This window comes from Myceligenerans pegani, from assembly GCF_014892515.1.
GTDB lineage: Bacteria > Actinomycetota > Actinomycetes > Actinomycetales > Cellulomonadaceae > Myceligenerans > Myceligenerans pegani.
Window position 1 is genome coordinate 148,477 of the sequence record NZ_JADBGR010000057.1, and the last position, 22,510, is coordinate 170,986.

A 22,510-nucleotide genomic window follows, 5' to 3' on the forward strand; every position below is an offset into this window, starting at 1 on the left:
CTGACATGCCAGAAGCATCGAAGATCGTGAAGGCCGCGTCGGCGATCCTGCTCGACTTCGACGGGCCGGTCACCCGGCTCATGCCGCCGAGCGTCGCCGCCACGGCCGCCGATGCCGCACGGAGGGGCCTCTTCAACGCCGCCGTGCCGATCCCCAGGTCGCTCGAGAAGAGCAAGGACCATCTCGAGGTGCTGCGCCACGCCGGCACCCTCGACCGCATCGCCATCCGCATGACCGACGACGCCTGCATCGAGGCCGAGGCCGCCGCGGCCGCGAGGTCCGAGCCCACGCCCGGCGTGCGCGAGATGCTCAAGGCGGCCGCCAGGCGCGGGCAGGACGTCGTCATCATCAGCAACAACGCGCCCGAGGCCATCGAGGTGTTCCTGAACCGGACCGACCTCGCCGGGTACGTCGAACTGGTGATCGGCCGCCCGCCCCGCCGGCCCGACCTCATGAAGCCCAATCCGTTCATGGTCCGGGGCGCGCTCACGCGGGTCGGGATACCGGCCGAGGACGCCGTCGTGGTCGGCGACTCGGCGACGGACATGCAGGCGGCGCGGGCCGCCGGGGTGCCCGCCGTCGGTTTCGCGCGTACGCCCGGCAAGGTGAAGACCCTGTTCGAGGCCGGCGCCGACGATGTGACCGAGGACATGGCGGATCTGGCCTGAATTGTTCCTTCCGTGAACCGTACGTGAAACATTCCTGACGTAGATTCCCGCTGCACTGCGCGACACGACGCACCACGGAGGATCGACACGCCATGGCGACCACGCAAGCACCGGCGGCACGAGGAGTGCTCGACCGGTATTTCCGCATCAGCGAACGCGGCTCGACCGTCGTCACGGAGATCCGGGGCGGCCTCGTCACGTTCTTCACGATGTCCTACATCGTCGTCCTCAACCCCCTGATCATCGGGACCGTCCAGGACAACGGCTTCGAGGGGAACTTCCTTGGTGGTGGCTCCGAACCGAACCTCGCCGCCGTCGCCGCGGCCACGGCACTCGTGGCCGGCGTGATGAGCATCCTCATGGGCATGGTCGCGAACTTCCCGATGGCGATGGCGACCGGGCTCGGCCTGAACGCCGTGGTCGCCTACTCCGTCGCGGCCCTGCCGGGCATGACGTGGGCCGACGCCATGGGCATCGTCGTGATGGAGGGCCTCGTCATCCTGATCCTGGTGCTCACCGGCTTCCGCCAGGCCGTGTTCAACGCGGTGCCGCACGACCTCAAGGTCGCGATCACCGTCGGCATCGGCCTGTTCATCGCGTTCATCGGCCTGGTCGACGCCGGGTTCGTGCGCATCCCGGCGTCCCTGGCCACGCCCGTCGAACTGGGCATCGGAGGATCGCTCGGGTCCTGGCCGCTGCTGGTGTTCGTCGTCGGCCTGCTGCTGACGGTCGTACTCATGGTGCGCAAGGTGAAGGGCGCCATCCTCATCGGGATCGTGTCCAGCACGGTCCTCGCGGTGATCGTCGAGGCGATCGTGCAGGCGGGCGGCTCGCAGGACGCCGACGGCGAGCCCGTCGCCACCGGCTGGCGGCTCAACGTCCCGGCGCTCCCGGACACCTGGGTCGACCTCCCGGACCTGTCGCTGCTCGGCCAGTTCTCGCTGTTCGGCTCGTTCTCGAGGATGAGCGTCGTGGCCGTGCTGCTGCTGGTCTTCACGCTCCTCATCGCCGACTTCTTCGACACCATGGGGACCATGGTCGCCATCGGCGGCGAGGCCGGCCTGCTCGACGAGAAGGGCAACCCGCCGCGGACCACGCGGATCCTCGTCGTCGACTCGATCGGCGCCGCCGCGGGCGGGGCGGGCTCCGTGTCCTCCAACACGAGTTACATCGAGTCCGCGTCGGGTGTGGGCGACGGCGCGCGCACCGGGCTCGCCGCCGTCGTCACCGGGGTCTGCTTCCTGCTGACGATGTTCTTCACGCCCGTCGTCGCGATCGTGCCCTTCGAGGCGGCCACGCCGGCGCTCGTGGTGGTAGGCCTGCTGATGGTCGTGCAGATCACCGGGATCGACTGGAGGAACCTCGAGATCGCCGTGCCGGCGTTCCTCGGGATCATCCTCATGCCGTTCGCCTATTCGATCACGGCGGGCATCGGCGCCGCCGTCGTCACCTACGTGATCATCAAACTGGCGGTCGGCAAGGTGAGGCAGGTCCATCCGCTCCTGTGGATCACGGCGGCCCTGTTCCTGATCTACTTCCTGCAGGGCCCGATCGGCGCGGTCCTCGGCATCTGACGGGCTCTGAGGGGCCGCGAGTCGGTCACGGTGCGACCGATCGCCGTCGCTCGCGCCAGTCTCAGCCCAGGAAGACGTGCGCGCACGTCATCTGCGGGCCGTAGGACGTGTCCTCGCTGATGCAGGCGATGGCGCCCCGAGTGAATCCCGCGTTGAGGATGTTGGCGCGGTGGCCCTCGGAGTTCATCCAGCCGTCGGCGGCCTCCGCCGGGCTCCAGCCGCCGCGGGCGAGGTTCTCGCCGACGGTCGAGGTGGGGCAGCGGTCGAAGATCGGCTCCAGGGGGGCGTGCGCCAGATCCTGCCCGCGGAGTGCCTCGGCACGCTCCAGCGCTTCGGCGTAGGCGCAGTCGTCGTGCGCCAGCGCCGTCACGCCGTGACCCTCCCGGCGCTGGTTCACCTCGGCCTCGAGGGCTCTGGCGTACCGCTCCGACGCGCTGAGGCCGGGCTCGACGACGGTGCCGCCGTCGTCCCCGGCGCCGGATCCGTCGTCGCCCGTGTCCGCGCCCGCACCGTCGTCGTCCCCGGCCGCGCCCCCACCGGCGGGGCCGTCCTCGTCCGGCGACTCGTCGTCGGACTGGTCCGCGTCGTCGTCCGGAGACTTCTCCGGTGCGGGCTGCACCTCGATCGTGCCCGTCTCCACGGCGTCGACGACCGACGCCCCGTCCCCGTCAGTGGACGGATGCTCTGTGCCCGGATCCACGTCCGTGCCGGGCGCGGACCTCGTGCCGGACGCGGACGCCGGCCCGGGCTCCGTCCCGACGGCGGATGCCGTCGTGTTCCGCACGGGCTCGCTCGCCTCGCCGAGCTGCCATCGGTTCGCCTCGAACGCGGCCTCGCCCGGGCCCGGGTTGAACGTCACCGAGCAGGCCGACAGCGCGAGTGCCGCCGCCACGGCGAGCACCGGGGCGAGCGTTCGGGCGACGGTGGGCGGACAGGTAGCGCGCGCCGGAGCCTGGGTGTTCGGGCGTCGTGCCATGGGGTGACCTCTTCGTGTCGCGGCGCTCGTAGGGTCGAGCGTTCTGGGGTGGTATGTCAAGCCGCGATGTCCGGCTGTCGGACCGGAGCCGTCCGATCGTCACGCCCCGGCGGTCCCGCCTCCTGGGAAGGCGGGACCGCCGAGGACCGTACCGGCGGGGACCGTACCGGGCTTCCCGGCGAGCGAACGGGCTGGGAGGATCCGTCCGTCGCAGGGGGTGTCCCGGATCAGCGGACCTGCATCGATCGGGGGCGGAGCTTGGAGGGGTCCGCGGGTCCGGAGGGCGGCTGCGAGCCGGCCGCCCCGCCGCCGAACCCGGACTGCGCGCCCGTGAGGCTGCTGTGCCCGGCCCGGAGGGCCTCGGTCGTGGCCGCCAGCGTCGGCGCGTGCACGGAGCGGGCGTACTCCCGTTCCTGGCTCTCCCGCAGGCGCTGCTCGAACTCGGCCTGGGCGCGGAGCTCGGCCTCCGTCGGCCAGAGGCCGACGACGAGCACCAGCAGCAGCGTGACCACGGAGACGGCCATCACGAGCGGCACGAGCAGCTCGCCGGTCGAGACGCCGCTCGGGATCGCGTCGGTGCCGCCGGTCAGGCGGACGCCCATCATGCCGGTGTAGTGCATGCCGGTCACGGCGATGCCCATGACGATGGTGGCGATGATCGTGGCGACTGCACCGCGGATGTGCGTGGTGCACCAGAGCGCGGCCGTGGCCGCGACGATGGCGATGACCACCGAGGCGATGACGTACATGCCGTCGAACGTCATCGTGGCGTTCATCTCCATGGCCGCCATGCCCATGTAGTGCATGGTGGCGACGCCGGACCCGGTGAGGAATCCGCCGATCACCATGCCGGGCAGACGCTGCCCGCCGATCTGGTTGACGAAGAGCCCGATGCCGACGACGACGATGGCGACGCCCGCGCTGAGCAGTGTGAGCGGGATGTCGTAGCGGATGGTCACGCCCTGGGGTGCGAAGCCGAGCATCGCGACGAAGTGCATGACCCAGATTCCGGTGCCGCCGATGGCGAGGGCGCCGAGACTCAGCCACGCGACACGGGAGAATCCGCCCGCCGCCCGGGATCGTGATGTGCAGGACAGGCCCACGGCGCAGCCCGTGCACGACAGCAAGAACGCCAGTACGGGTGTGATGAGCCCGTAGGCGAAGTGGTCGGTGATTGACATGTTCAGTTATTGGCCTCTCGGAGTTTCCTCGTAGCGGCCGCCCGTCTGGGGGACAGACGCGGGCCCTGCGGCTACGCAGGACCCCCTGCTCGACCCGGGTGAATCTGAGGGGCGGGCCGTTATCGCAACGTTACCGAGGATGGACCGAACGGACAATAGGGATCACTCTACGTCTTATCGAAACCTTTCACCACAAAGTCTCAAAATAGTGCAATGGCCTCATCAGTCCGATAGATGTGTCTGTTCGGTCTTCCTCGGCATAACAGCGGCAGGAGTGCGGAACGCTACCGCACTCCTGCCGACATTCCCATCACAGGTGCTATACCGCTGCGAACAGGTGCTTCGCGAGGTCCTCCGGGAGGTCGAGCACGGTCTCCGAGCCCTCGGCGCCAACCGTGTAGACGCCGCCGTCCAGGGAGATCGAAATGCGGGCACCCGGCATGACACCGGCCTCGGACAGGCGCGCGAGCAGCTCCACGTCCGTCTGCAACGGCTCCGCGATCCGCGCCAGCGTGGCCGACGCCGGCGCGGTCGTGCCCTTCTTCGCGGCGGTCTCGAACAGTGTCGGCAGCGCGGCCACGCCCTCGAGGTAGCGCGGCTCGGCGAAGTTCTCACCGAGCTCGGCCAGGCCCGGGATCGGGTTGCCGTACGGGTCGACGTGCGGGTGGTCGAGCAGGCCGATCAGCCGTTCCTCCACCAGCTCGCTCATCACGTGCTCCCACCGGCACGCCTCGACGTGCACGTGCTCCCAGTCGAGCTTGATGACGTCGGTGAGCAGCCGCTCGGCCAGCCGGTGCTTGCGCATCACGCGGCGGGCCTTGTCCTGCCCGGTCTCGGTGAGCTCGAGGTGGCGGTCGCCGGTGACGACCACGAGGCCGTCCCGCTCCATGCGCGCGACCGTCTGCGACACCGTGGGCCCGGAGTGGCCCAGCCGTTCGGCGATCCGCGCGCGCAGCGGCGTGATGCCCTCCTCGTCCAGCTCGTAGATCGTCTTGAGGTACATCTCGGTGGTGTCGATCAGGTCGGTCACGTCAACTCCATGTTCTCTGCGCAGCCCCGCGCCCAGCCTATCCGTCGAAGCGGCACGGGTCCCTCGGCCCGCACCCTGCGCCGCGCGCCACATCGATGTCGTAGTCCCCAACTACAGTTCAGGTATGGCCATGACGATCCCGAGCGACCTGCTTCCCGCCGACGGCCGGTTCGGCTCCGGACCCTCCAAGGTGCGGGGCGAGCAGGTGCGGCGCCTCCTCGACGTGCCCGCCGTGATGGGCACCTCCCATCGGCGGCCCCCGGTCAGGAACCTGGTGGCGCGGATCCGGGCCGGCGTGGCGGAGCTGCTCGGTGCGCCCGACGGGTACGAGGTGGTGCTCGGCAACGGCGGATCCACGGCGTTCTGGGACGTCGCGACGCTGTGCCTCGTGGAGCGCCGGGCGCAGCACGCGTCGTTCGGCGAGTTCGGCGGCAAGTTCGCGCGTGCGACGTCGCGCGCCCCGTTCCTCGAGGACTCGCAGGTGATCGAGGCGGAGCCGGGTTCCGTCGCTCACCTCACGGCCGCTGGCGGCGTCGACGCGTACGCGACCCCGCACAACGAGACGTCCACGGGCGCGATGGCCCCGGTCCGGCGCGTCGCGGACGCGGACGACGGCGCGCTGCTGCTGACGGACGCGACCTCGGGCGCGGGCGCGCTCCCCGTGGACCTCACCGAGACAGACGCGTACTACTTCGCGCCGCAGAAGGCGTTCGGAGCCGACGGCGGTCTCTGGCTGGCCGTTCTCTCTCCTGCGGCCATGGAACGCGCGGCCCGGGTGGAGGCGGGCGGGCGCTGGATCCCGGAGTTCCTCTCCCTCACGACGGCGGTGGAGAACTCCCGCAAGGACCAGACGCTGAACACGCCCGCCGTGGCGACCCTGGTCATGCTGGCCGACCAGGTCGACTGGATGCTCGGCAACGGCGGGCTGGACTGGGCGGCGAAGCGCTGCGCGGCCTCGGCTCAGAACCTCTACGACTGGGCGGAGGCGCGCGACTGGGCCTCGCCCTTCGTCACGCGCCCGGCGGAGCGCTCCACCGTGGTGGGCACCATCGACCTCGACCCAGGTATCGACGCCGGGAAGGTCATCGCGATCCTCGCGGAGAACGGCATCCAGGACGTCTTCGCCTACCGCAAGCTGGGACGCAACCAGTTGCGCGTGGGGATGTACCCCGCCGTCGAGCCCGACGACGTCGCCGCCCTCACCGCCTGCGTGGATCACGTGGTGGACCGGCTCTGAACGGGGTGGATGTGCCGGCCGTGCCTCGCGGATATGTGGGATCTGTGGCGATAGTGGTCGGTGAGGCCTATTTCCGTTGCCATAGCGTGACATAGTGGCTAGCCCTGCGGTACGTTCAGCTCGTTCGACGGCCTGGCGCCGACGAGCCTCCGGACGGACGCCGAACCCTGTCACCGGCCCGGGGAACCCACGATCCGCATGACAGGGGCGGGGGACCCATTTCCGGGCGCCAGGGCGCGTCCTAGGGGTGAAGCGGCGTAGACCTCGTCGAGGCGCCGCCGGGTGCTCCTACCCGAACCCGACAGCTGACCTCGCAGGCGGCCAGGAGATACTCGTGACCGCACGTACTGCCGCCGGACGCCACCGCGCCGCGCGCCGACCAGTGACTCCGTTCACCGATCTCGTGCAGAACTCCCAGCTCGGGCGCCGGACCGCGGTCGCGGCCGCCGCGGGCGGGATCCTTGTCTCGACCTTCGGCGCCGCCGCCGCGCAGGCCGCCCCGGGCGAGACCGTGAAGAGCGATCTCAGCAAGCTCGGCTCGCTCGACCTGAACGCTCTCGCCAACGAGGCCCACCAGGTCGTCGACGCCGCCCCGGTCGTCACCGTCGCCCGCGACGCCAAGATGGCCGCCGAGTCCGGCGTCGTCTCCGTCACCCCGGCTTCGGAGAACGAGGAGTACCAGGCGCAGCTCGCCGCCGAGGCGGCGGCCGAGGAAGCCGCCGCTGCCGCGGCAGCGGCCGCCGAGGAGGCCGCTGCCGCCGAGGCCGCGGCCGCATCGGCCGCGACGTCGGTGCCGGCCTCCGCGAACGGCTCCGAGATCATCTCGATCGCGTCGCGGTACGTGGGGACCCCCTACCTGTCCGGCGGCTCGACCCCGAGCGGGTTCGACTGCTCGGGCTTCACCGCGTACGTCTACGCGCAGGTGGGCATCTCGCTCCCGCACTCGTCGTCGGCCCAGGCGGCGGGCGGCACGGTCGTGCCGGCCTCCGCGGCGGTGGCCGGCGACCTGATCTACGCCCCCGGCCACATCGGCATCTACGCGGGCGGCAGCACGATGATCGACGCCCCGCGGCCCGGCGGCACCGTGCAGTTCCGCACCATCTGGATGAGCAACCCGACCTTCATCCGGTACTGATCTTGCTGTGCTCCGTGGAGAGCCGGGCCAGGACTCGTGTCCCGGCCCGGCTCTCGTCCGTGCGATAGCGTTGGAGTGCGACGACGCACGCTCCGACGAGGAGGACGCAGATGGCTCGACCCGAGGTCGTGCTGGTAGGGGTCGACGGGTCCGCCGCCAGCATGCACGCACTCGACTGGGCGGTGGCCTGGGCAGGCAGGGTCGGCTGGTCGCTGCACCTCGTGAGCAGCTATACGCTTCCCTCCTTCACGGCGGCCTCGCTCGACGGCGGCTACGCGGCGTTCGACGACACGTCGATGGCCGAGGGCGCGAAGGCCGTCCTCGACGAGGCCGAGGAACGTGCCGTCGCGGCGGGAGCCCGGGTCACGACGTCGGTCGCCACGGGCGACGCCGCGGGCGTGCTCGTGGAGCTGTCCGCCGACCACGGCCTGGCCGTGGTCGGCACGCGCGGGCGCGGCGGGTTCACGGAGCGGCTGCTCGGCACGGTGTCGTCGGCCCTGCCGGCACACGCCCACTGCCCCGTCGTGGTGGTGCCCCTGAGTTCGTCGAAGCGCGACATGTGGTCCCGTGGTGTCGCGGACGAGGCCGCGGAACCGCCGGCCGGCGAGCCCCGGCCCGTCGTCGGGCACGACGCGGTCGGGGCGGCGGGGCCGGACGGAGGGCCCGAGGTGCGGCGGATCGTCGTCGGCGTGGACGGGTCGCCGCAGGCCGAGGCGGCGCTCACGAAGGCGATCGAGCAGGCACAGGCGTGGGGCGCGGAGCTCTCGGCCGTCGCGGGGGTGCCGGTCGGGTCCGGCGCGGGCCTGCTGGCGTGGCTGCCGTCGAACATCGACCACGAGCAGGTCCTCGCCGACGTCTCGGCAGGGCTGGACGCCATCATCGACAAGCACGAGGCGCTGCACCCCGGGATGCGGATCCGCAGGATCGTGCTCGACGGCACCGGAGCCGAGCTGCTCACCGAGTTCTCCACGGCGGCGGACCTGATCGTGGTCGGATCGCGGGGCCGCGGCGGGTTCCGCGGTCTGCTGCTCGGCTCGACGAGCCAGGCGGTCCTGCACCACAGCGCGTGCCCGGTCCTGGTGGTCAACCGGCACTGCCAGGACGAGGAGTGACGGCAGGGTCGGCGCCGGGCGAGATCGTGATGTCCGTGCCCGGGATTCGCGCGTAGGGTTTCTGGCGTGACCACTACGACGTCGTCCCCGAACGCTGCCGCGCTCGCCGCGGCCCTTCCCGAGCTGCGTGAGGCCTACGCGGCGCTCCAGGCCAAGGGCCTGAAGCTCGATCTGACGCGCGGGAAGCCGTCCGCGGAACAACTCGATCTGTCGAACCCGATGCTCGCGCTGCCCGGCGACCGCTTCCGCGCCGAGGCCGGTACGGACGTGCGCAACTACGGCGGTCTGGACGGTCTGGCCGAGTTGCGCGCGATGTTCGCGGAACTGCTGGACGTCCCGGTCGAGCAGCTCCTGGCCGGCGGCAACGCGTCGCTCACCCTGATGTACGACACGGTCGTCTGGGCGATGCTGTTCGGGTTCCCGGAGTCGCCGGCGTCCTGGTCGCGCGAGGAGACCGTGCGCTGGATCTGCGCGGTGCCCGGCTACGACCGGCACTTCGCCGTCTGCGAGGAGCTCGGGATCGAGATGATCACCGTCCCGATGACCCAGGACGGTCCCGACGCCGAGGCGGTGGCGCAACTCGTCGCCGCCGATCCCACGATCAAGGGCATGTGGGTGGTGCCCACCTATGCGAACCCCGACGGATCCGTGGTGTCCGACGCCGTGGCGCGCGCCCTGGTCGCTATGCCGACCGCCGCGCCCGACTTCCGCATCCTGTGGGACAACGCCTACGCGCTGCACCACCTGACCGATGCCGAGACGCGGACCGCCCCCGCGATCCAGCTCGCCGCCGAGGCCGGCAACCCCGACCGCGTCATCATGTACGCGTCCACGTCCAAGATCACCTGGGCGGGCGCCGGCGTCTCGTTCCTCGCCTCGTCGCCGTCGAACGTCGCCTGGTTCAAGAAGCACCTCGCGAAGGCGTCCATCGGGCCGGACAAGGTCAACCACCTGCGCCACGCGATGTTCTTCGGCTCCGCCGACGGCGTGCGGGAACACATGCGCAGGCACCGCGAGATCCTCGCGCCGAAGTTCGAGGCGGTCACCGCGATCCTGGCCGAACGGCTCGGGGAGTACGAGGTGGGGCGGTGGACCGATCCGCGAGGCGGGTACTTCGTGTCGCTCGACGTGCTGCCGGGTACGGCCGCGCGCGTCGTGACGCTGGCCAAGGAGGCGGGGATCGCGCTGACGCCGGCCGGAGCCACCTTCCCGTACGGGAAGGACCCCGAGGACAAGAACATTCGGCTGGCTCCCTCCATGCCGCCGCTGGACGAGGTGACCGCGGCGATGGACGGCGTCGCTACGTGCGTGCTGCTGGCTGCTGCCGAGGCGCTGGCGGAGTAGTTCCGCGAAGGGACCGGAGGGAGAGCTCCAGGATCTCGATCGCGTGGTCGAGTTCCGGGCGGGCTATCGAGAGGGGTGGGGAGAGGCGGATCGTGTTGCCCTGGGTTTCCTGGGTGAGGACGCCCCGCTCCAGGAGTTCCTCTGCCAGGGCTCGCGCCGGGTCGTCCCGGCCCGGGACGAGGGACGGGTCGACATCGATGCCCGCCCAGAGTCCCGCCGTGCGGAAGCCGGTCAGCAGGCCCTCGTCGGTGAGGCGCCGGAGGTGGTCGCGGAGCTCCTCACCCAGCTGGGCTGCGCGGGCCTGGTACTGCCCCGGTTCCAGAAGATCCAGGACGGCGATGCCGATCGCGCAGGCCAGAGGATTGCCACCGAACGTCGAGCCGTGGGTGCCCGGAGTGAGGACCTCGAGGACGTCACGCCGTCCGACCACCGCCGAGGCCGGGACGATGCCGCCGCCCAGGGCCTTGCCGAGGACGGCGAGGTCCGGCTTCGTGTCCCAGAGCTCGCACGCCAGGATGTGACCGGTGCGGCCCAGGCCGGACTGGACCTCGTCGGCCACGAGGACGACGTCGTTCTCGTCGGCCAGTTCGCGCAGCCGGGGCCAGAAGTCGTCCGGGGGAACGATGACACCCGCCTCACCCTGGACCGGCTCCATGAGCACGGCGACCGTCGCCTCGTCGATCGCCGCGCCGACCGCCTCCGCGTCGCCGAACGGGGCCGTCCGGAATCCGGGCGCGAACGGACCGAAGCCGTCGCGGGCGGACGGGTTTCCGGACAGGCCGGAGAGCGTCGTCGTGCGGCCGTGGAAGTTCCCGGAGGCGACCACGATGTTCGCCTGGTCCTCGGGCACGCCCTTGACGTCGTATCCCCACTTGCGCACGGCCTTGATCGCGGTCTCGACCGCCTCGGCGCCGGTGTTCATCGGCACCACGAGGCTCTCCCGGTCGCCCGACGTCAGCGGCCCGACGACGTCGGCCATCCGGCGGGCGAACGGCTCCAGGAGCTCGTGCCCGACCGCGCGCGACGTCAGGGTGAGGTGCTTGAGCTGTCCGATCGCCGCGGACACGAGGGCCTGGTGCAGGTGGCCGAAGTTCAGCGCCGAGTACCCGGCGAGGAAATCGAGGTAGGCGTCGCCGTCGGTGTCCCAGACGTAGACCCCCTGCGCGCGGGAGACCGTGACAGGAAGCGGGGCGTAGTTCGGGGCCAGCGCCGGCCCGTCGACGGTGTGACGCGGTTCTGCCATGGGACGAGAGTAATGACGTGGTCGGGAACTTCGCTTCCGGGCGGCCCCTCCCCGAACTTCGGGCGACCGGGACGGGACCGCTGGTGCGGCCGTCGTGACCTCTCGGGCGGCCGGGCCTGGGACAGCACCCGCCGGCTTCGCTCCTCGGGGGTGGGCCGGGACCAGCGCCCCGCCGGCCGTGCGCGGGGACAGCTCTCGTCGGCCTCACTCCTCGAGCGGCTGGTCGCGGAAACGCGCCCGCCGGCTTCACTCCTCCGGTGGCTGGGCCCGGTCCAGTTCGTGGCGCCGGCGCCCCGGCAGCCCGAGGCGTCGCCCGCCGCCGAGCCGCTTCGCCCCGGAGGGCTTCTTGGAGGGCTTCCGGGCGGCCGGGTCCTCGATCACCCGGGGGAAGTGGTCCGGCGGAGGGCCGAAGGCGATCCGGGACTGGGAGATCACCGTGTGCCCGAGGGCGCGCGCACCGAACCACCCGACCACCGCGCCGATCCCGAACGGCAGGATGCGCCCGAGCACCAGGCTGCCCTGCTTGGCGAGCTGTCGCTGGACGAACTTGTGGGTCAGTGCCTTGTTGACCCGGGTCAGCGTGGTGCGGGGCATGCTCGTGAGCAGCACCTTGCCCCAGGCCACGCCCGAGCCGCCGACCGCGTTCTCCACGTCCTGCGCCCCCTTGTCCCCGAGCACGGTGGCAAGCAGCAGGGCGCGGCGGCGTGGCACGTCCTCGGTGGCGATGCCGTGCACGTCCGCGACGGCCAGCGAGAACGCCGCCGACGACGCGAAGAACGTGGCGACGTCGCTCGTGGACAGGGCGGCGCTCGTCGCGGTCCCGACCGCCGGGATCGCGGCCGCGGCACCCACCGCGCCGCCCGTGGTCTCGATGACCCGCAGGTACTCCTTCTCCAGGAGCGTGATGATCTCCGCCGGGGACGCGTTCGGGTTCCGGGCGCGGATCTTGTCGACATGCCGGTGGATGGCCGCGGACGGCATCGTCACGGCCTTGTCGAGCAGGTGATCGAGCGGGCTGCTGGGCTTGTAGTTCACCCAGTCCGCGGGCGTGACCTCGATGGAGTGGTCGGGCTTGAGCACCTCGCTGCCCGGTGCACCGGTCTCCGGGGGGCGCTGCGTGCGGTCCGTCTGCTGCTCGTCCTTGGCCATGTCGTCCTCTCGGCACGTGTCGGGACGTGCGGGTCCTGGGTGTGGGGGCTGGGGAGACTCAGCTGCCCTGCTGTTCCGGCTGGTCGAACTGGGCGGGCGGCACCTCGGCGCCGGCCTTGAGCGTGCGGGCCACCGTGCAGGCCTTGTCGATCGCGCGCTGGGCGATGGTGAGGAGCTTCTCGCGATCGGCGTCGTCGAGCATGCCGAGGTCGATCTCGAACTTCTCGGTGAGGGTCGGGTAGCGATCCTCGGCCATGTCCTTGGGGTCCTCCACGCGGATCGTGGCCGCGTAGTCGTCCCCGAGCCGGCGCGCGAACGCGCGGTCGCTGCTCATTCCCGCGCACGCCGCGAGCGCGATCTTCAGGAGCTCACCCGGCGTGAAGACGGCGCCGGCCTCCACCGGGCCGATCTCGACGCGGGCTCCACGCCCCGAGAAGCCCGTGTAGGTGCGCACGCCGTTCCGCTCCACCCACAGGGGGTCGGTGGGCGACGGGGTCACGGGGGCGTCGGTGGTCTGGTCGATCGTCTCGCTCATGGGTCTGATCCTTCCATCCCTGTCCGACATCGTGCAGAGATGCCGCAGGAGTGGTCGTGCGGTGATGTCGCGGGAACGACATCGGCGGAACCGCCCACCGTGCAACGCGGGTCGCGGTCGGGACGTTCCTGGTGCCCTCGTGCCGGATGGCGGCGCCGTCCTGCCGGATGGCGACGCACTCACGCCGGAGGGTGACGCTCTCGTCCGGAGTGCGTTGTCCTCGCGCCCGGTGCGGCGACCCTGGCGACACCACCCGTCGCTCCGCCGCGCGACGTGCGGCCCGGCCGCTCCCGGCCGATGATCGCTTCTATGAGCGACGGGGAGAAGGCGGCGAAGAGTGCGGGCAACGCGGGCGGTGCGGGCGACACCGACGCTCCCGGGGGCGCCCGGCCGCCGTCGTCGGACACGAGACCGGGGAATGCCTGGCTGGACTGGCGCGGCTGGGTGAAGCGGCTGCTCGTGGCGGCCGCGGTGATCGTCGCGGCGTGGCTGGTGTACCAGTTCCTCGCGGCGTTCCTGCCCCGCTGGTGGGCGCAGACGATCGGCAACGCCGTGGACGGCTCGTTCGCGGCGGGATCATGGTGGGGCTTCCTCATCGGAGCGGTGTTCACCGCCGCACCCGTGGTGCTGCTGGCGCTGGCCGCCTGGCCGGGCAGGCGCGCGGTGCCGGCCAGGGTGACGCTCCTCGTGCTCGCGGTGGTCTGCGCGGCCCCGAACCTGCTCACCCTGTCGGTCGTGCTGGGGTCGTCGAACGCCGCGCACGCGGGCCAGCGCATCATGGACGTGGACGCGCCGGCCTTCCGTGGAGGCTCGCTGGCCGGCGCGCTCGTCGGCGGCATCCTGGCGCTCGCCCTGACGGGCCTGATCGCCTGGTTCCGGCTCCGCGGACGGCGGCTACGGGAACTGCGAGCGAATACCGGAGTCTCACCGAAGGGCCCCTGATCGCACGGATGCCTCCGGCGGAGCGGCGGTGGACCGGATCGTGTGCGGACGGCGGTCCACGGACCCGTACGGGCCCATGCCGGCGTGGGCCCCGAAGTAGTCTGGGCCGCGCGGCCAGGCCGCGGTATGGGAGGTCTTGTGGCTGTCACTCGGATCACGTCGCGCAACGCCCGGTTTCAGGTGTTGCAGACGCTGCTGAGCAACCGGACCAAGCGGCATCGGGCAGGGGAGTTCATCGTCCAGGGCGTCCGGCCCCTCTCGATGGCGATCGAGTTCGGCTGGGAGATCCGCGCCCTGCTGTACGACGGCGAACGGTCCCTCTCGTCCTGGGCGCGCGACCTGCTCGGGAGCACCCCGGGTGCGGAACAGATCGCGATGTCGCCCGGCCTGCTCGCGGAACTGGGCGAGAAGGGCGAGGGCGCCGTCGAGCTCCTCGCCGTCGTCGCCATGCGGCCCGACGACCTGAACCGCGTCCCGGTGAGCCACGACTTCCTCGGCGTGGTCTTCGACCGACCGACCCAGCCCGGGAACATCGGGTCGATCATCCGCTCCGCGGACGCGTTCGGCGCCCACGGCGTCATCACGACCGGCCACGCCGCGGATGCCTACGACCCGAAGTCCGTCCGCGCGTCGACCGGCTCGTTCTTCGCGACGCCGGTGGTCCGGGCGGCCTCGGCCCGGGACGTGGCCGCCTGGGTCGAGGACCGACGCGCGGCGGGCGTTCCGGTGGTGGTGGTCGCCACCGACGAGCACGGCGACGCGGACGTGTCCGAGTTCGACCTGACGCAGCCGGTGCTCCTCCTGATCGGCAACGAGACGAAAGGGCTGTCGCACGCCTGGCGAGAGCTCGCGGACACGACGGTCAGCATCCCGATGGCGGGATCGGCCAGTTCCCTGAACGCGGCCAGCGCCGCCTCGGTCGTCCTGTACGAGGCGCACCGCCAGCGGCACTCCCGCGCCTCGTCCTGACGTTGTCCATAGCCGCCGGGCTGCCTGGCGACAGACCGACGCACCGGGTCGTAGGGTGGGCCGCATGAACGCGATCCCCACCCCGTACGAGGACCTCCTGCGCGACGTGCTCACCACCGGTACGCACAAGAGCGACCGCACGGGGACGGGGACGCGCAGCGTCTTCGGGCGGCAGATCCGGTACGACCTCTCCCAGGGGTTCCCGCTGATCACCACCAAGAAGGTGCACCTCAGGTCCATCGTGTACGAACTGCTGTGGTTCCTGCGCGGCGAGTCCAACGTGCGTTGGCTGCAGGAGCACGGCGTCACGATCTGGGACGAGTGGGCCGACGAGAGCGGCGAACTCGGCCCCGTCTACGGCGTCCAGTGGCGGTCGTGGCCCACGCCGTCGGGCGGGCAGATCGACCAGATCGCCGAGGTCGTCGACCAGATCCGCACGAACCCGGACTCACGGCGCCACATCGTCACCGCCTGGAACCCGGCCGACGTCGGCGACATGGCCCTGCCGCCCTGCCACGCCCTGTTCCAGTTCTACGTCGCCGACGGGAAGCTCAGCTGCCAGCTCTACCAGCGCTCGGCCGACCTCTTCCTCGGCGTGCCGTTCAACATCGCCTCCTACGCGCTGCTCACCCACATGGTCGCGGCGCAGACCGGGCTCGACGTCGGCGACTTCGTCTGGACGGGCGGCGACTGCCACATCTACGACAACCACCTCGAGCAGGTCGCCACGCAGCTCGCGCGCGACCCCTACCCGTACCCGACCCTCCGCCTCGCGCCCCGCGACTCCATCTTCGACTACGAGTACGCGGACATCGAGGTCCTGGGCTACGTCTCCCACCCGGGCCTCAAGGCCCCGGTCGCGGTCTGATCGTGCGCGGATCATCGTCGACGACGGCGGTCGCCCGGGACGGAGGACACCGGTGATGATCGGCCTCATCTGGGCGCAGGCTCGCGACGCCGCCGGCCGGCCCGTGATCGGTGCGGACAACGCGATCCCCTGGCGCATCCCGGAGGACTTCGGCCGGTTCAAGGCCATCACGTCCGGACACCCTGTGGTCATGGGACGCCTCACCTGGGAATCCCTCCCCAAACGGCCCCTGCCCCGCCGCACCAACGTGGTGATCACCAGCCTCGGCGCCGTGATCGGCATGGCGACCGTCCCCACCCACGGCGAGGGATCGACCACTCCGCCCACCATGGTGGAGGTCGCGGGATCGCTCCAGGAGGCGCTGGCGCTCGCGGCCGACGCGCCCGGTGGGGACGAGACCTGGGTGATGGGTGGTGCGCGCCTCTACGCCGAGGCGATCGACGTCGCCGACCGGCTCGAGGTGACCGAGGTGGACCTCGAGGTCGAGGGCGACACCTTCGCCCCACCGATCGACCCGGAGACCTGGCAGCCGGCCTCGACGCCGGACTGGACGACCTCGGCCTCCGGCGTCCGGTTCCGCCACCTCACCTACCTGCACCTCTGACGACGGTTTCCGCGTGAGGGCCACCATGCCGCGCTCGACGTCCGTCCTGATCGCCGTCGTCGTCGTTCTCGCCGGGCTCGGGGCCCGGGCCGCACTGCCAGGCGTCGTGGGCGGTCCGGTCGGCGATGCGCTCTATGCGACGCTGGTCGTGCTGCTGGTCGTGCTGGTACGGCCGCGCACCTCCCCGGTCGCGGCTGCCCTCGCCGGTTTCGCCGTCTGCCTCGCGATCGAGCTGTTCCAGCTCACCGGCATACCGGTCGCCGTCGCGGAGCGGTTCCCCCTGGCCCGGATAGTGCTCGGAACCACCTTCTGGGCGCCCGACCTGCTGCGCTACGCCGCCGGAGCCGCACTTGGTGGTGTCCTGTGCCGGATCGGTGGGCGGCGTGCCGTCGCGGAGGACGCGGCCTGAACCCCGGCTGTCCCCGAGTGGCGGCCTTGTGTCGCGGATGGGCGGGGCCTGTGGGTCGCGGATGGGCGCCGGCCCTGTGTCGCGGGCGGGCGGCGGCCCTGCGCGGGCTCGTCGCCGGGCCTGGCCGGCCGCCGCCGTCCCGTCAGGCGCGCCGAATGCTGTAGGAGCGTGCGACCTGGGTGCCGTCAGGCCCTTCTGTCGGCGACGACGACGCCGACCGGGCCGAACGTCGCCCCGTCGCCCTCCGCGAGGGACACGCCGAGCGGCGCGTTCGCGAACAGGCCCACCTCGGCGCCGATCCAGCCGCCGGGGACGGCGGCCCAGGCAGGGGAGAACTCGTGCCACGGCCCGCCCGTGTCGGCAGGGCCAGTGCTTGCGGTGCCGTCCCGACCGGCCGGCGCGCGGTCGCGAGGGCCACCGTCCGTCGTGTCGTCCGCGCCGGCCGTGCCGTCGCCGCGTGTCGTGTCATCGCGGCCGATCTCGTCGTGCCCGGGAGCCCCGTGGTGGCTGCGGGTCTCATCGCCGCCAGTTTCGTCGTCGCCGGCTTTGTCGTCGCCGGCCCCGTCGCCACCCACCGCGCGCCACGAGAACCTGACCGTCCCGGTGTCGTCGACGGCGATCCGCAGGTCGAGCGTCGCGGCCGGGGCCAGGGTGCGTGCGAGCGTGTCCTCGCGGGCACCCGGAACGCTCCGCGCATATGCCACGTCGAAGCCGGCGGGCGTGCGGACGAGTCCGATCCAGGCGTACTCGCGACCAAGCACCACGAGCCCTGCGCGGGCGCCGGGCGCGTCGCCGTGCAGGGTGACGCGCGTGGTCCACGTGCTCGCGCGGCCCGGGAGCTGCTGGCACAGGATCGCCCCCTGTTCGCGCAGATTGCCGCGGGGAGCGGCCTGCGCGGGCAGATGGATCGAACCGTCGCCGGGCGCCGAGCACCATGTCGGCTCGGGATTGGCCTGCCAGTGCCACCGCGACGTGAGTCCCGGGACGGAGAAGTCGTCGCTGCGAGCCGGCTCCCGCTGCTCGCCACCGAGCTGGGGAAGTGGCACGGGATGCTCGAGCACCGGGCGCCCGCGTCCGCCCGCCGGACCGGCCGGGCTTCCGCCCCGGGCGCCCATTGCCTCCTCCGGCAGCGGCTCACCCATCCGCGGCCAGCCGTCGGCGTCGTCCCAGGTCATCGGCTGGAGGTGCACCACCCGCCCGAACGGTCCGCGGTCCTGGAAGTGGAGGAACCAGTGGGCTCCGTCCGCCGTGTCGACCCATGCGCCCTGGTGGGGCCCGTTGACTGGCGTCCCGCCCTGCTCGAGCACGACACGGTGTTCGTACGGTCCCCAGATCGACCTGGACCGGAACACGGTCTGCCAGCCGGTGGAGACGCCGCCGGCCGGAGCGAAGATCCAGTACCAGCCATCACGCTTGTCGAGCTTGGGGCCCTCCAGCGTGCCGAACCCGGGCAGTTCGTCGCCGTCGATCACCGTCCGGGCAGGCCCCACGACCCGCCGCAGTTCCGGGTCCACCTCGACGACCGTGAGGAGGTTCTTGACCCCTGCCCGGCTGCCGGCCCATCCGTGCACGAGGTACGCGCGGCCGTCGTCGTCCCACAGCGGGCAGGGGTCGATCAGGCCACGGCCCGGCAGGAGGCACCACGGTTCGGACCAGGGACCGCGCGGGTCGGCGGCGGTGAGCACGAAGATCCCGTGATCGGGATCGGGGTACACGATGACGAAGGTCCCCTCGTGATGCCGCAGGCTCGGCGCCCAGACGCCGGAGCCGTGCCGGGGGAGGGCGTAGTGCTCCCGCGGGGGCACGGCCGGCAGCGCGTTGGCGACGTGCACCCACGCCACGAGGTCGCGCGAGTGCAGGATCGGGAGCCCCGGGGCGCGGTTGAAGCTCGAGGCGACCATCCAGAAGTCGTCGCCGACGCGGATCGCGTCCGGGTCGGGCCAGTCGGCGTCGAGCACCGGGTTCGTGTAGGTCGCCATGGTGGCCTTTCGTCGCGTCGTCGCTGATGCGGTCGGTCGGATGTCGTTGCGATCGGTCCCCGGAGGGGCCGACCGCACGGACATCGGGCCGACCGCTCGACATCGGGCCGACCACATCCGGGGCACAGCGACCCCGAACACAGGGCCAACCGTAGCAAGCGCTTTCCAGTACTTCTCATTTCCCCCTTGCAACGTTTAACCGATGTCCGGTACGTTCCCGGGAAACCGGTTGCTCGCTCCCGTCCGGGAGCGTTTGCCGGTGGTCAGCTCGACGGCGAGCAGGAGGGGGCGTATGCCGATGGCGGTCGCGAAGAACCCGGGGCGGGCGGTGCGATGAGCTCCGCCACCACGACGGCACCGGCGGCTCCGGAGCGCCCCGCTGTCCCGTCCGCTCCCCGCCGCGGACGACGCCGGTCGTCACTCCTGCGGCACCGCACCCTCTACCTGATGGCCGTCCCGGGCATCCTCTACTTCCTCGTCTTCAAGTACGCCCCCATGGGCGGCCTCGTCATCGCCTTCCAGGACTACATGCCGTTCCTCGGCATCGGCGGCAGCCCGTGGGTCGGCTTCGACCACTTCGTGCGGCTGTTCACCGAGGACACGTTCCTCCTGCTGCTGCGCAACACCGTCGTCGTCTCCCTGCTGCTGCTCGTCTTCGCGTTCCCGGTGCCGATCATCCTGGCGCTGCTGCTCAACGAGGTGCGCACGCGCGCCTTCCGGCGCACCGTCCAGTCGGTGATCTACCTGCCGCACTTCATGTCGTGGGTCATCGTCGCCTCGATCTTCTACGTGCTGCTGTCGACCGACGGCGGCTCCGTCAACAACGTCATCGTGGCCGCGGGGGGCGAGCCGGTCCCGTTCCTCACCGACCCGGACTGGCTGCGCCCGCTCTACGTCGGTCAGGAGATCTGGAAGGGCGCCGGCTGGGGAACCATCGTCTACCTCGCCGCCATGACCGCCGTCGACGTCCAGCTCTACGAGGCCGCCGAGCTCGACGGCGCGAACCGGCTGCAGCAGACCTGGCACGTCACGCTGCCCGCCATCCGCCCGACCATCATCGTCATGTTCATCCTGGCCATCGGCGACTTCCTGGAACTCGGCTTCGAGCACATGTTCCTGGTCATGAACTCCCTGAACCGCGAGGTGGGCGAGATCTTCGACACCTACGTGTACACCGCCGGTATCCAGAACGGGCAGCTCAGCTACGCGGCCGCCGTCGGCCTCTTCAAGGGGCTGGTCGGGCTGCTGCTGGTCGTCATGGCGAACCGCCTCGCCAAGCGGTTCGGCGAAGAAGGCGTCTACTAGGTCGGCCGCGGAGGCGATGCGCATGTTCTCGTTCGAAGGCTTCGTCCGGATCAACACCTTCCTCGTCGGCGTCTACCGGGTCGCGTACCTCAACCTGCTGTGGCTGACGACGACGGTGCTCGGCCTCGGTGTCGGCGGCATCGGCCCGGCGTCGTACGCGCTGGCCAAGTACCTGGACCGGTGGCTACGCGCCGGCGAGACGCCGCCCCCGGCCAGGACCTTCTGGCGGTACGCCCGCGAACGGCCCTGGCACGCGACGCTCGTGGCCTGGATCCTCCTGGCGGCCGGCGGCGTCGTCGTCACCAACGTGTTCCTCGCGACGAGCTGGTACGTGCAGGCCGCCAACGTCGGCGCGCTCGCGGTGCTCGGGGTCGCGGCGTCGTACGTGTACCCGGTGATGGTGGCGACGGACCTGCCCACGATCCCGCGGCAGCTCGCCGGGGCGCTGCTGATCGGGTTCGGCTCCCTGCACCGGACGATCCTCGGCGCCACCGCCGTCGGCCTGGCCTGCTGGCTGCTGTGGCAGTTCGCGCTGCCGCTGCTGGTCATGTTCGGCGTCGGCATCCCGGCGTTCGCGACCGGGCTCGTCACCCGGGGGATCTTCCGGGGCCTGACCGACGACCGGGCCCTGTCCGCGCCTCGCGCCCCGGCCTCCCGCGCTTCGGCCCCGCCCCCTCGAACCTCAAGCCCTCCTCCCTCGACCCCTCGAACCGCAAGACCTCACCTCACGGAAGGAACGGCCCCATGAAGAAGGCCAGGATCGGAACCGCGGTGGCGGCAGCGACGGCGCTGGCGCTCACCACCACGGCGTGCGGCACCTCGTCCGACGGCGGCGACGGCGGCGAGAAGAACAGCCTCACCTGGATGACCATGCTCCACACGCCGACGACGCCCGAGAAGGGCGGCGTGATCGAGACGGCCCTGGAGGAGCACACCGGGATGGACGTCGAGTTCCAGTGGGTGCCCGACGCGTCGAAGGAGGAGAAGCTCAACGCGGCGCTCGCCTCCGGTGAGCTGGCCGATCTCGTGTCGCTGACCGTCATCGACGACACCCAGGTGCGGTCGGCGCTGACCTCGGGCATGTTCTGGGACGTCGAGGACTATCTCGACGAGTTCCCGAACCTCGCCGAGATCCCCGACGCGACCCTGGACGCGGCCCGCATCGACGGCGGGCTGTACGGCGTCCCGTACCAGAAGCCCGCCGCCCGGTACGGCGTCGTCGTGCGACAGGACTGGCTGGACAACCTCGGCCTCGAGGTGCCGCACACGATCGAGGAGCTCACGGCGGTCGCCCGCGCGTTCACGGAGGACGACCCGGACGGCAACGGCAAGGACGACACCGTCGGCTTCTACGACCGCGAGGAGAGCTTCCTCGTCGGCTTCCGCTCGCTCGCGGGCTACTTCGGCGCCGGCCAGAAGTTCGAGGTGACCGACGACGGGCAGGTCGTCCCGGCCGCCACCACCGACGCCTTCAAGGAGGCGATGGAGTGGTACCGGGACGTGTACGAGAACGGCTGGGTGAACCAGGAGTTCGTCACCGTCCAGAAGCAGAACCAGCAGGACGGCATCGCCCAGGGCAAGGGCGGCATCGTCGTCACCGGCCTGTTCGAGGCGAAGAACTACAACGCGCTGGCGCAGAGCGCGGATCCGGACACCCCGATGGAGTGGGCCCTGATCAACGACATCACGTACGACGGCGTCGAGCGCCGCATCCTCTCCGACACGAACGGCGGCATGGGCGGCTGGCTCGCGATCCCCACGACGGAGGTCGAGACGGAGGACGAACTGCGGGCCGTGCTCGGCTTCGTCGACAAGCTCATGGACCCCGAGGCGTTCGAGCTCATGACGAACGGCGTGGAGGGCGAGCACTTCGAGGTCGACGAGGACGGCGTCGTAACCATCACCGACCAGACCGCCTGGGAGCAGGAGGTGCAGCCCTTCAGCTCGTCCCGCCCGTCGGAGCTGGTGACGACGTTCCAGAGCTCGGACGAGTACGTGAACCTCGGCAACGAGCTCATGGCCGAGAACACCGAGTACATGGTCGTCAACCCGGCGCAGTCGCTGACCTCCGAGACGTTCGACCGGCAGTGGTCCACGATCGAGCAGCAGCTCAACGACGCCTACAACCAGTACATCACCGGGCAGATCGAGATGGCGGACTACGAGGCGACCATCGAGAAGCTCCGGGGGCAGGGTCTCGACCAGATCGTCGAGGAGTTCTCGGCGTCGTACGCCGAGGTGAACGGCTGA

Annotated in this window: 21 protein-coding genes and 1 riboswitch; of the genes, 14 read left to right on the top strand and 7 right to left on the bottom strand. The window is 71.2% G+C overall.

The window, feature by feature from the left end; all coding sequences use genetic code 11:
* Positions 1–5 precede the first annotated feature (5 nt).
* Both IIE03_RS05845 and IIE03_RS05850 read left to right on the top strand, forming a co-directional pair.
* On the top strand, positions 6–668 hold the full coding sequence (locus IIE03_RS05845; protein WP_192861793.1) for an HAD family hydrolase: 663 nt from the start codon (positions 6–8) through the stop codon (positions 666–668).
* A 92-nt stretch (positions 669–760) separates the two neighbouring features.
* Positions 761–2,242 (top strand): NCS2 family permease, encoded by a 1,482-nt coding sequence (locus IIE03_RS05850; protein ID WP_192861794.1) that lies wholly within the window; start codon positions 761–763, stop codon positions 2,240–2,242.
* 61 nt (positions 2,243–2,303) lie between these two features.
* On the opposite strand, the gene IIE03_RS05855 is transcribed toward IIE03_RS05850, so the two are convergent.
* The 3 genes from IIE03_RS05855 to IIE03_RS05865 form a co-directional block, all read right to left on the bottom strand.
* A complete protein-coding gene (locus tag IIE03_RS05855; protein WP_192861795.1) occupies positions 2,304–3,218 on the bottom strand; it encodes a CAP domain-containing protein in 915 nt (304 codons plus the stop codon).
* A gap of 227 nt (positions 3,219–3,445) precedes the next feature.
* The gene (locus IIE03_RS05860; RefSeq protein WP_225997308.1) at positions 3,446–4,399 is read right to left on the bottom strand and encodes an MHYT domain-containing protein; all 954 of its coding nucleotides are present in this window, start codon (positions 4,397–4,399) and stop codon (positions 3,446–3,448) included.
* A gap of 319 nt (positions 4,400–4,718) precedes the next feature.
* A complete protein-coding gene (locus IIE03_RS05865; protein WP_192861796.1) occupies positions 4,719–5,429 on the bottom strand; it encodes a metal-dependent transcriptional regulator in 711 nt (236 codons plus the stop codon).
* A gap of 124 nt (positions 5,430–5,553) precedes the next feature.
* Between IIE03_RS05865 and serC the strand changes: the two genes are divergently transcribed.
* The 4 genes from serC to IIE03_RS05885 all read left to right on the top strand — a co-directional run bounded on the left by serC (position 5,554) and on the right by IIE03_RS05885 (position 10,257).
* Entirely contained in the window at positions 5,554–6,666 is a 1,113-nt protein-coding gene (serC, locus tag IIE03_RS05870; RefSeq protein WP_192861797.1) for a phosphoserine transaminase, read from the top strand.
* A 148-nt stretch (positions 6,667–6,814) separates the two neighbouring features.
* Positions 6,815–7,001: riboswitch (cyclic di-AMP (ydaO/yuaA leader) on the top strand.
* Positions 7,001–7,801 carry a C40 family peptidase gene (locus IIE03_RS05875; protein WP_192861798.1) on the top strand — a complete coding sequence of 267 codons (801 nt, stop codon included), beginning with the start codon at positions 7,001–7,003 and terminating at the stop codon, positions 7,799–7,801. It overlaps the preceding riboswitch by 1 nt.
* 110 nt (positions 7,802–7,911) lie before the next feature.
* Positions 7,912–8,913: a universal stress protein gene (locus tag IIE03_RS05880; RefSeq protein ID WP_192861799.1), complete on the top strand. Its 1,002-nt coding sequence runs from the start codon at positions 7,912–7,914 to the stop codon at positions 8,911–8,913.
* A 66-nt stretch (positions 8,914–8,979) separates the two neighbouring features.
* A complete protein-coding gene (locus tag IIE03_RS05885) occupies positions 8,980–10,257 on the top strand; it encodes an aspartate aminotransferase type Ic (RefSeq protein WP_192861800.1) in 1,278 nt (425 codons plus the stop codon).
* Here IIE03_RS05885 and rocD read toward each other — a convergent pair.
* The 3 genes from rocD to IIE03_RS05900 all read right to left on the bottom strand — a co-directional run bounded on the left by rocD (position 10,214) and on the right by IIE03_RS05900 (position 13,184).
* Positions 10,214–11,500: an ornithine--oxo-acid transaminase gene (gene rocD / locus IIE03_RS05890; RefSeq protein ID WP_192861801.1), complete on the bottom strand. Its 1,287-nt coding sequence runs from the start codon at positions 11,498–11,500 to the stop codon at positions 10,214–10,216. The genes IIE03_RS05885 and rocD overlap by 44 nt on opposite strands.
* Positions 11,501–11,746: 246 nt before the next feature.
* Positions 11,747–12,649 (bottom strand): hypothetical protein, encoded by a 903-nt coding sequence (locus tag IIE03_RS05895; RefSeq protein WP_225997309.1) that lies wholly within the window; start codon positions 12,647–12,649, stop codon positions 11,747–11,749.
* Positions 12,650–12,707: 58 nt separating this feature from the next.
* Positions 12,708–13,184, bottom strand: coding sequence for an OsmC family protein (locus IIE03_RS05900; protein ID WP_192861802.1), 477 nt, complete (start codon positions 13,182–13,184; stop codon positions 12,708–12,710).
* A gap of 309 nt (positions 13,185–13,493) precedes the next feature.
* On the opposite strand from IIE03_RS05900, the gene IIE03_RS05905 reads away from it, so the two are divergent.
* From IIE03_RS05905 to IIE03_RS05925, 5 genes are all read left to right on the top strand, one after another.
* Complete coding sequence (locus IIE03_RS05905; protein WP_225997310.1) at positions 13,494–14,126, top strand: hypothetical protein; 633 nt, start codon at positions 13,494–13,496, stop codon at positions 14,124–14,126.
* 138 nt (positions 14,127–14,264) lie between these two features.
* Entirely contained in the window at positions 14,265–15,095 is an 831-nt protein-coding gene (locus IIE03_RS05910; protein WP_318842824.1) for a TrmH family RNA methyltransferase, read from the top strand.
* A gap of 64 nt (positions 15,096–15,159) precedes the next feature.
* The gene (locus IIE03_RS05915; RefSeq protein ID WP_192861804.1) at positions 15,160–15,963 is read left to right on the top strand and encodes a thymidylate synthase; all 804 of its coding nucleotides are present in this window, start codon (positions 15,160–15,162) and stop codon (positions 15,961–15,963) included.
* A 55-nt stretch (positions 15,964–16,018) separates the two neighbouring features.
* On the top strand, positions 16,019–16,567 hold the full coding sequence (locus IIE03_RS05920; RefSeq protein WP_192861805.1) for a dihydrofolate reductase: 549 nt from the start codon (positions 16,019–16,021) through the stop codon (positions 16,565–16,567).
* A gap of 13 nt (positions 16,568–16,580) precedes the next feature.
* Positions 16,581–16,976, top strand: coding sequence for a ribosomal maturation YjgA family protein (locus IIE03_RS05925; RefSeq protein ID WP_318842825.1), 396 nt, complete (start codon positions 16,581–16,583; stop codon positions 16,974–16,976).
* A gap of 185 nt (positions 16,977–17,161) precedes the next feature.
* Here IIE03_RS05925 and IIE03_RS05930 read toward each other — a convergent pair whose 3' ends face one another.
* Positions 17,162–18,955, bottom strand: coding sequence for a glycoside hydrolase family 43 protein (locus tag IIE03_RS05930; protein WP_225997311.1), 1,794 nt, complete (start codon positions 18,953–18,955; stop codon positions 17,162–17,164).
* Positions 18,956–19,288: 333 nt separating this feature from the next.
* On the opposite strand from IIE03_RS05930, the gene IIE03_RS05935 reads away from it, so the two are divergent.
* The 3 genes from IIE03_RS05935 to IIE03_RS05945 are packed head-to-tail and all read left to right on the top strand — an operon-like array spanning position 19,289 to position 22,510.
* Complete coding sequence (locus tag IIE03_RS05935) at positions 19,289–20,260, top strand: ABC transporter permease (protein ID WP_192861806.1); 972 nt, start codon at positions 19,289–19,291, stop codon at positions 20,258–20,260.
* 22 nt (positions 20,261–20,282) lie between these two features.
* Positions 20,283–21,008: a YesL family protein gene (locus tag IIE03_RS05940; RefSeq protein ID WP_192861807.1), complete on the top strand. Its 726-nt coding sequence runs from the start codon at positions 20,283–20,285 to the stop codon at positions 21,006–21,008.
* Positions 21,005–22,510, top strand: a complete 1,506-nt coding sequence (locus tag IIE03_RS05945; protein ID WP_192861808.1) for an extracellular solute-binding protein — start codon at positions 21,005–21,007, stop codon at positions 22,508–22,510. Before IIE03_RS05940 ends, IIE03_RS05945 begins: the two co-directional genes overlap by 4 nt.

What these genes read in the sequence shown, in the direction of transcription:
- IIE03_RS05845 (WP_192861793.1), top strand. Translation starts at nt 6, where the DNA reads ATGCCAGAAGCATCGAAGATCGTGAAGGCCGCGTCGGCGATCCTGCTC.
- IIE03_RS05850 (WP_192861794.1), top strand. Translation starts at nt 761, where the DNA reads ATGGCGACCACGCAAGCACCGGCGGCACGAGGAGTGCTCGACCGGTAT.
- IIE03_RS05855 (WP_192861795.1), bottom strand. Translation starts at nt 3,218, where the DNA reads ATGGCACGACGCCCGAACACCCAGGCTCCGGCGCGCGCTACCTGTCCG.
- IIE03_RS05860 (WP_225997308.1), bottom strand. Translation starts at nt 4,399, where the DNA reads ATGTCAATCACCGACCACTTCGCCTACGGGCTCATCACACCCGTACTG.
- serC (WP_192861797.1), top strand. Translation starts at nt 5,554, where the DNA reads ATGGCCATGACGATCCCGAGCGACCTGCTTCCCGCCGACGGCCGGTTC.
- IIE03_RS05880 (WP_192861799.1), top strand. Translation starts at nt 7,912, where the DNA reads ATGGCTCGACCCGAGGTCGTGCTGGTAGGGGTCGACGGGTCCGCCGCC.
- rocD (WP_192861801.1), bottom strand. Translation starts at nt 11,500, where the DNA reads ATGGCAGAACCGCGTCACACCGTCGACGGGCCGGCGCTGGCCCCGAAC.
- IIE03_RS05895 (WP_225997309.1), bottom strand. Translation starts at nt 12,649, where the DNA reads ATGGCCAAGGACGAGCAGCAGACGGACCGCACGCAGCGCCCCCCGGAG.
- IIE03_RS05900 (WP_192861802.1), bottom strand. Translation starts at nt 13,184, where the DNA reads ATGAGCGAGACGATCGACCAGACCACCGACGCCCCCGTGACCCCGTCG.
- IIE03_RS05905 (WP_225997310.1), top strand. Translation starts at nt 13,494, where the DNA reads ATGAGCGACGGGGAGAAGGCGGCGAAGAGTGCGGGCAACGCGGGCGGT.
- IIE03_RS05915 (WP_192861804.1), top strand. Translation starts at nt 15,160, where the DNA reads ATGAACGCGATCCCCACCCCGTACGAGGACCTCCTGCGCGACGTGCTC.
- IIE03_RS05920 (WP_192861805.1), top strand. Translation starts at nt 16,019, where the DNA reads ATGATCGGCCTCATCTGGGCGCAGGCTCGCGACGCCGCCGGCCGGCCC.
- IIE03_RS05930 (WP_225997311.1), bottom strand. Translation starts at nt 18,955, where the DNA reads ATGGCGACCTACACGAACCCGGTGCTCGACGCCGACTGGCCCGACCCG.
- IIE03_RS05935 (WP_192861806.1), top strand. Translation starts at nt 19,289, where the DNA reads ATGAGCTCCGCCACCACGACGGCACCGGCGGCTCCGGAGCGCCCCGCT.
- IIE03_RS05940 (WP_192861807.1), top strand. Translation starts at nt 20,283, where the DNA reads ATGTTCTCGTTCGAAGGCTTCGTCCGGATCAACACCTTCCTCGTCGGC.
- IIE03_RS05945 (WP_192861808.1), top strand. Translation starts at nt 21,005, where the DNA reads ATGAAGAAGGCCAGGATCGGAACCGCGGTGGCGGCAGCGACGGCGCTG.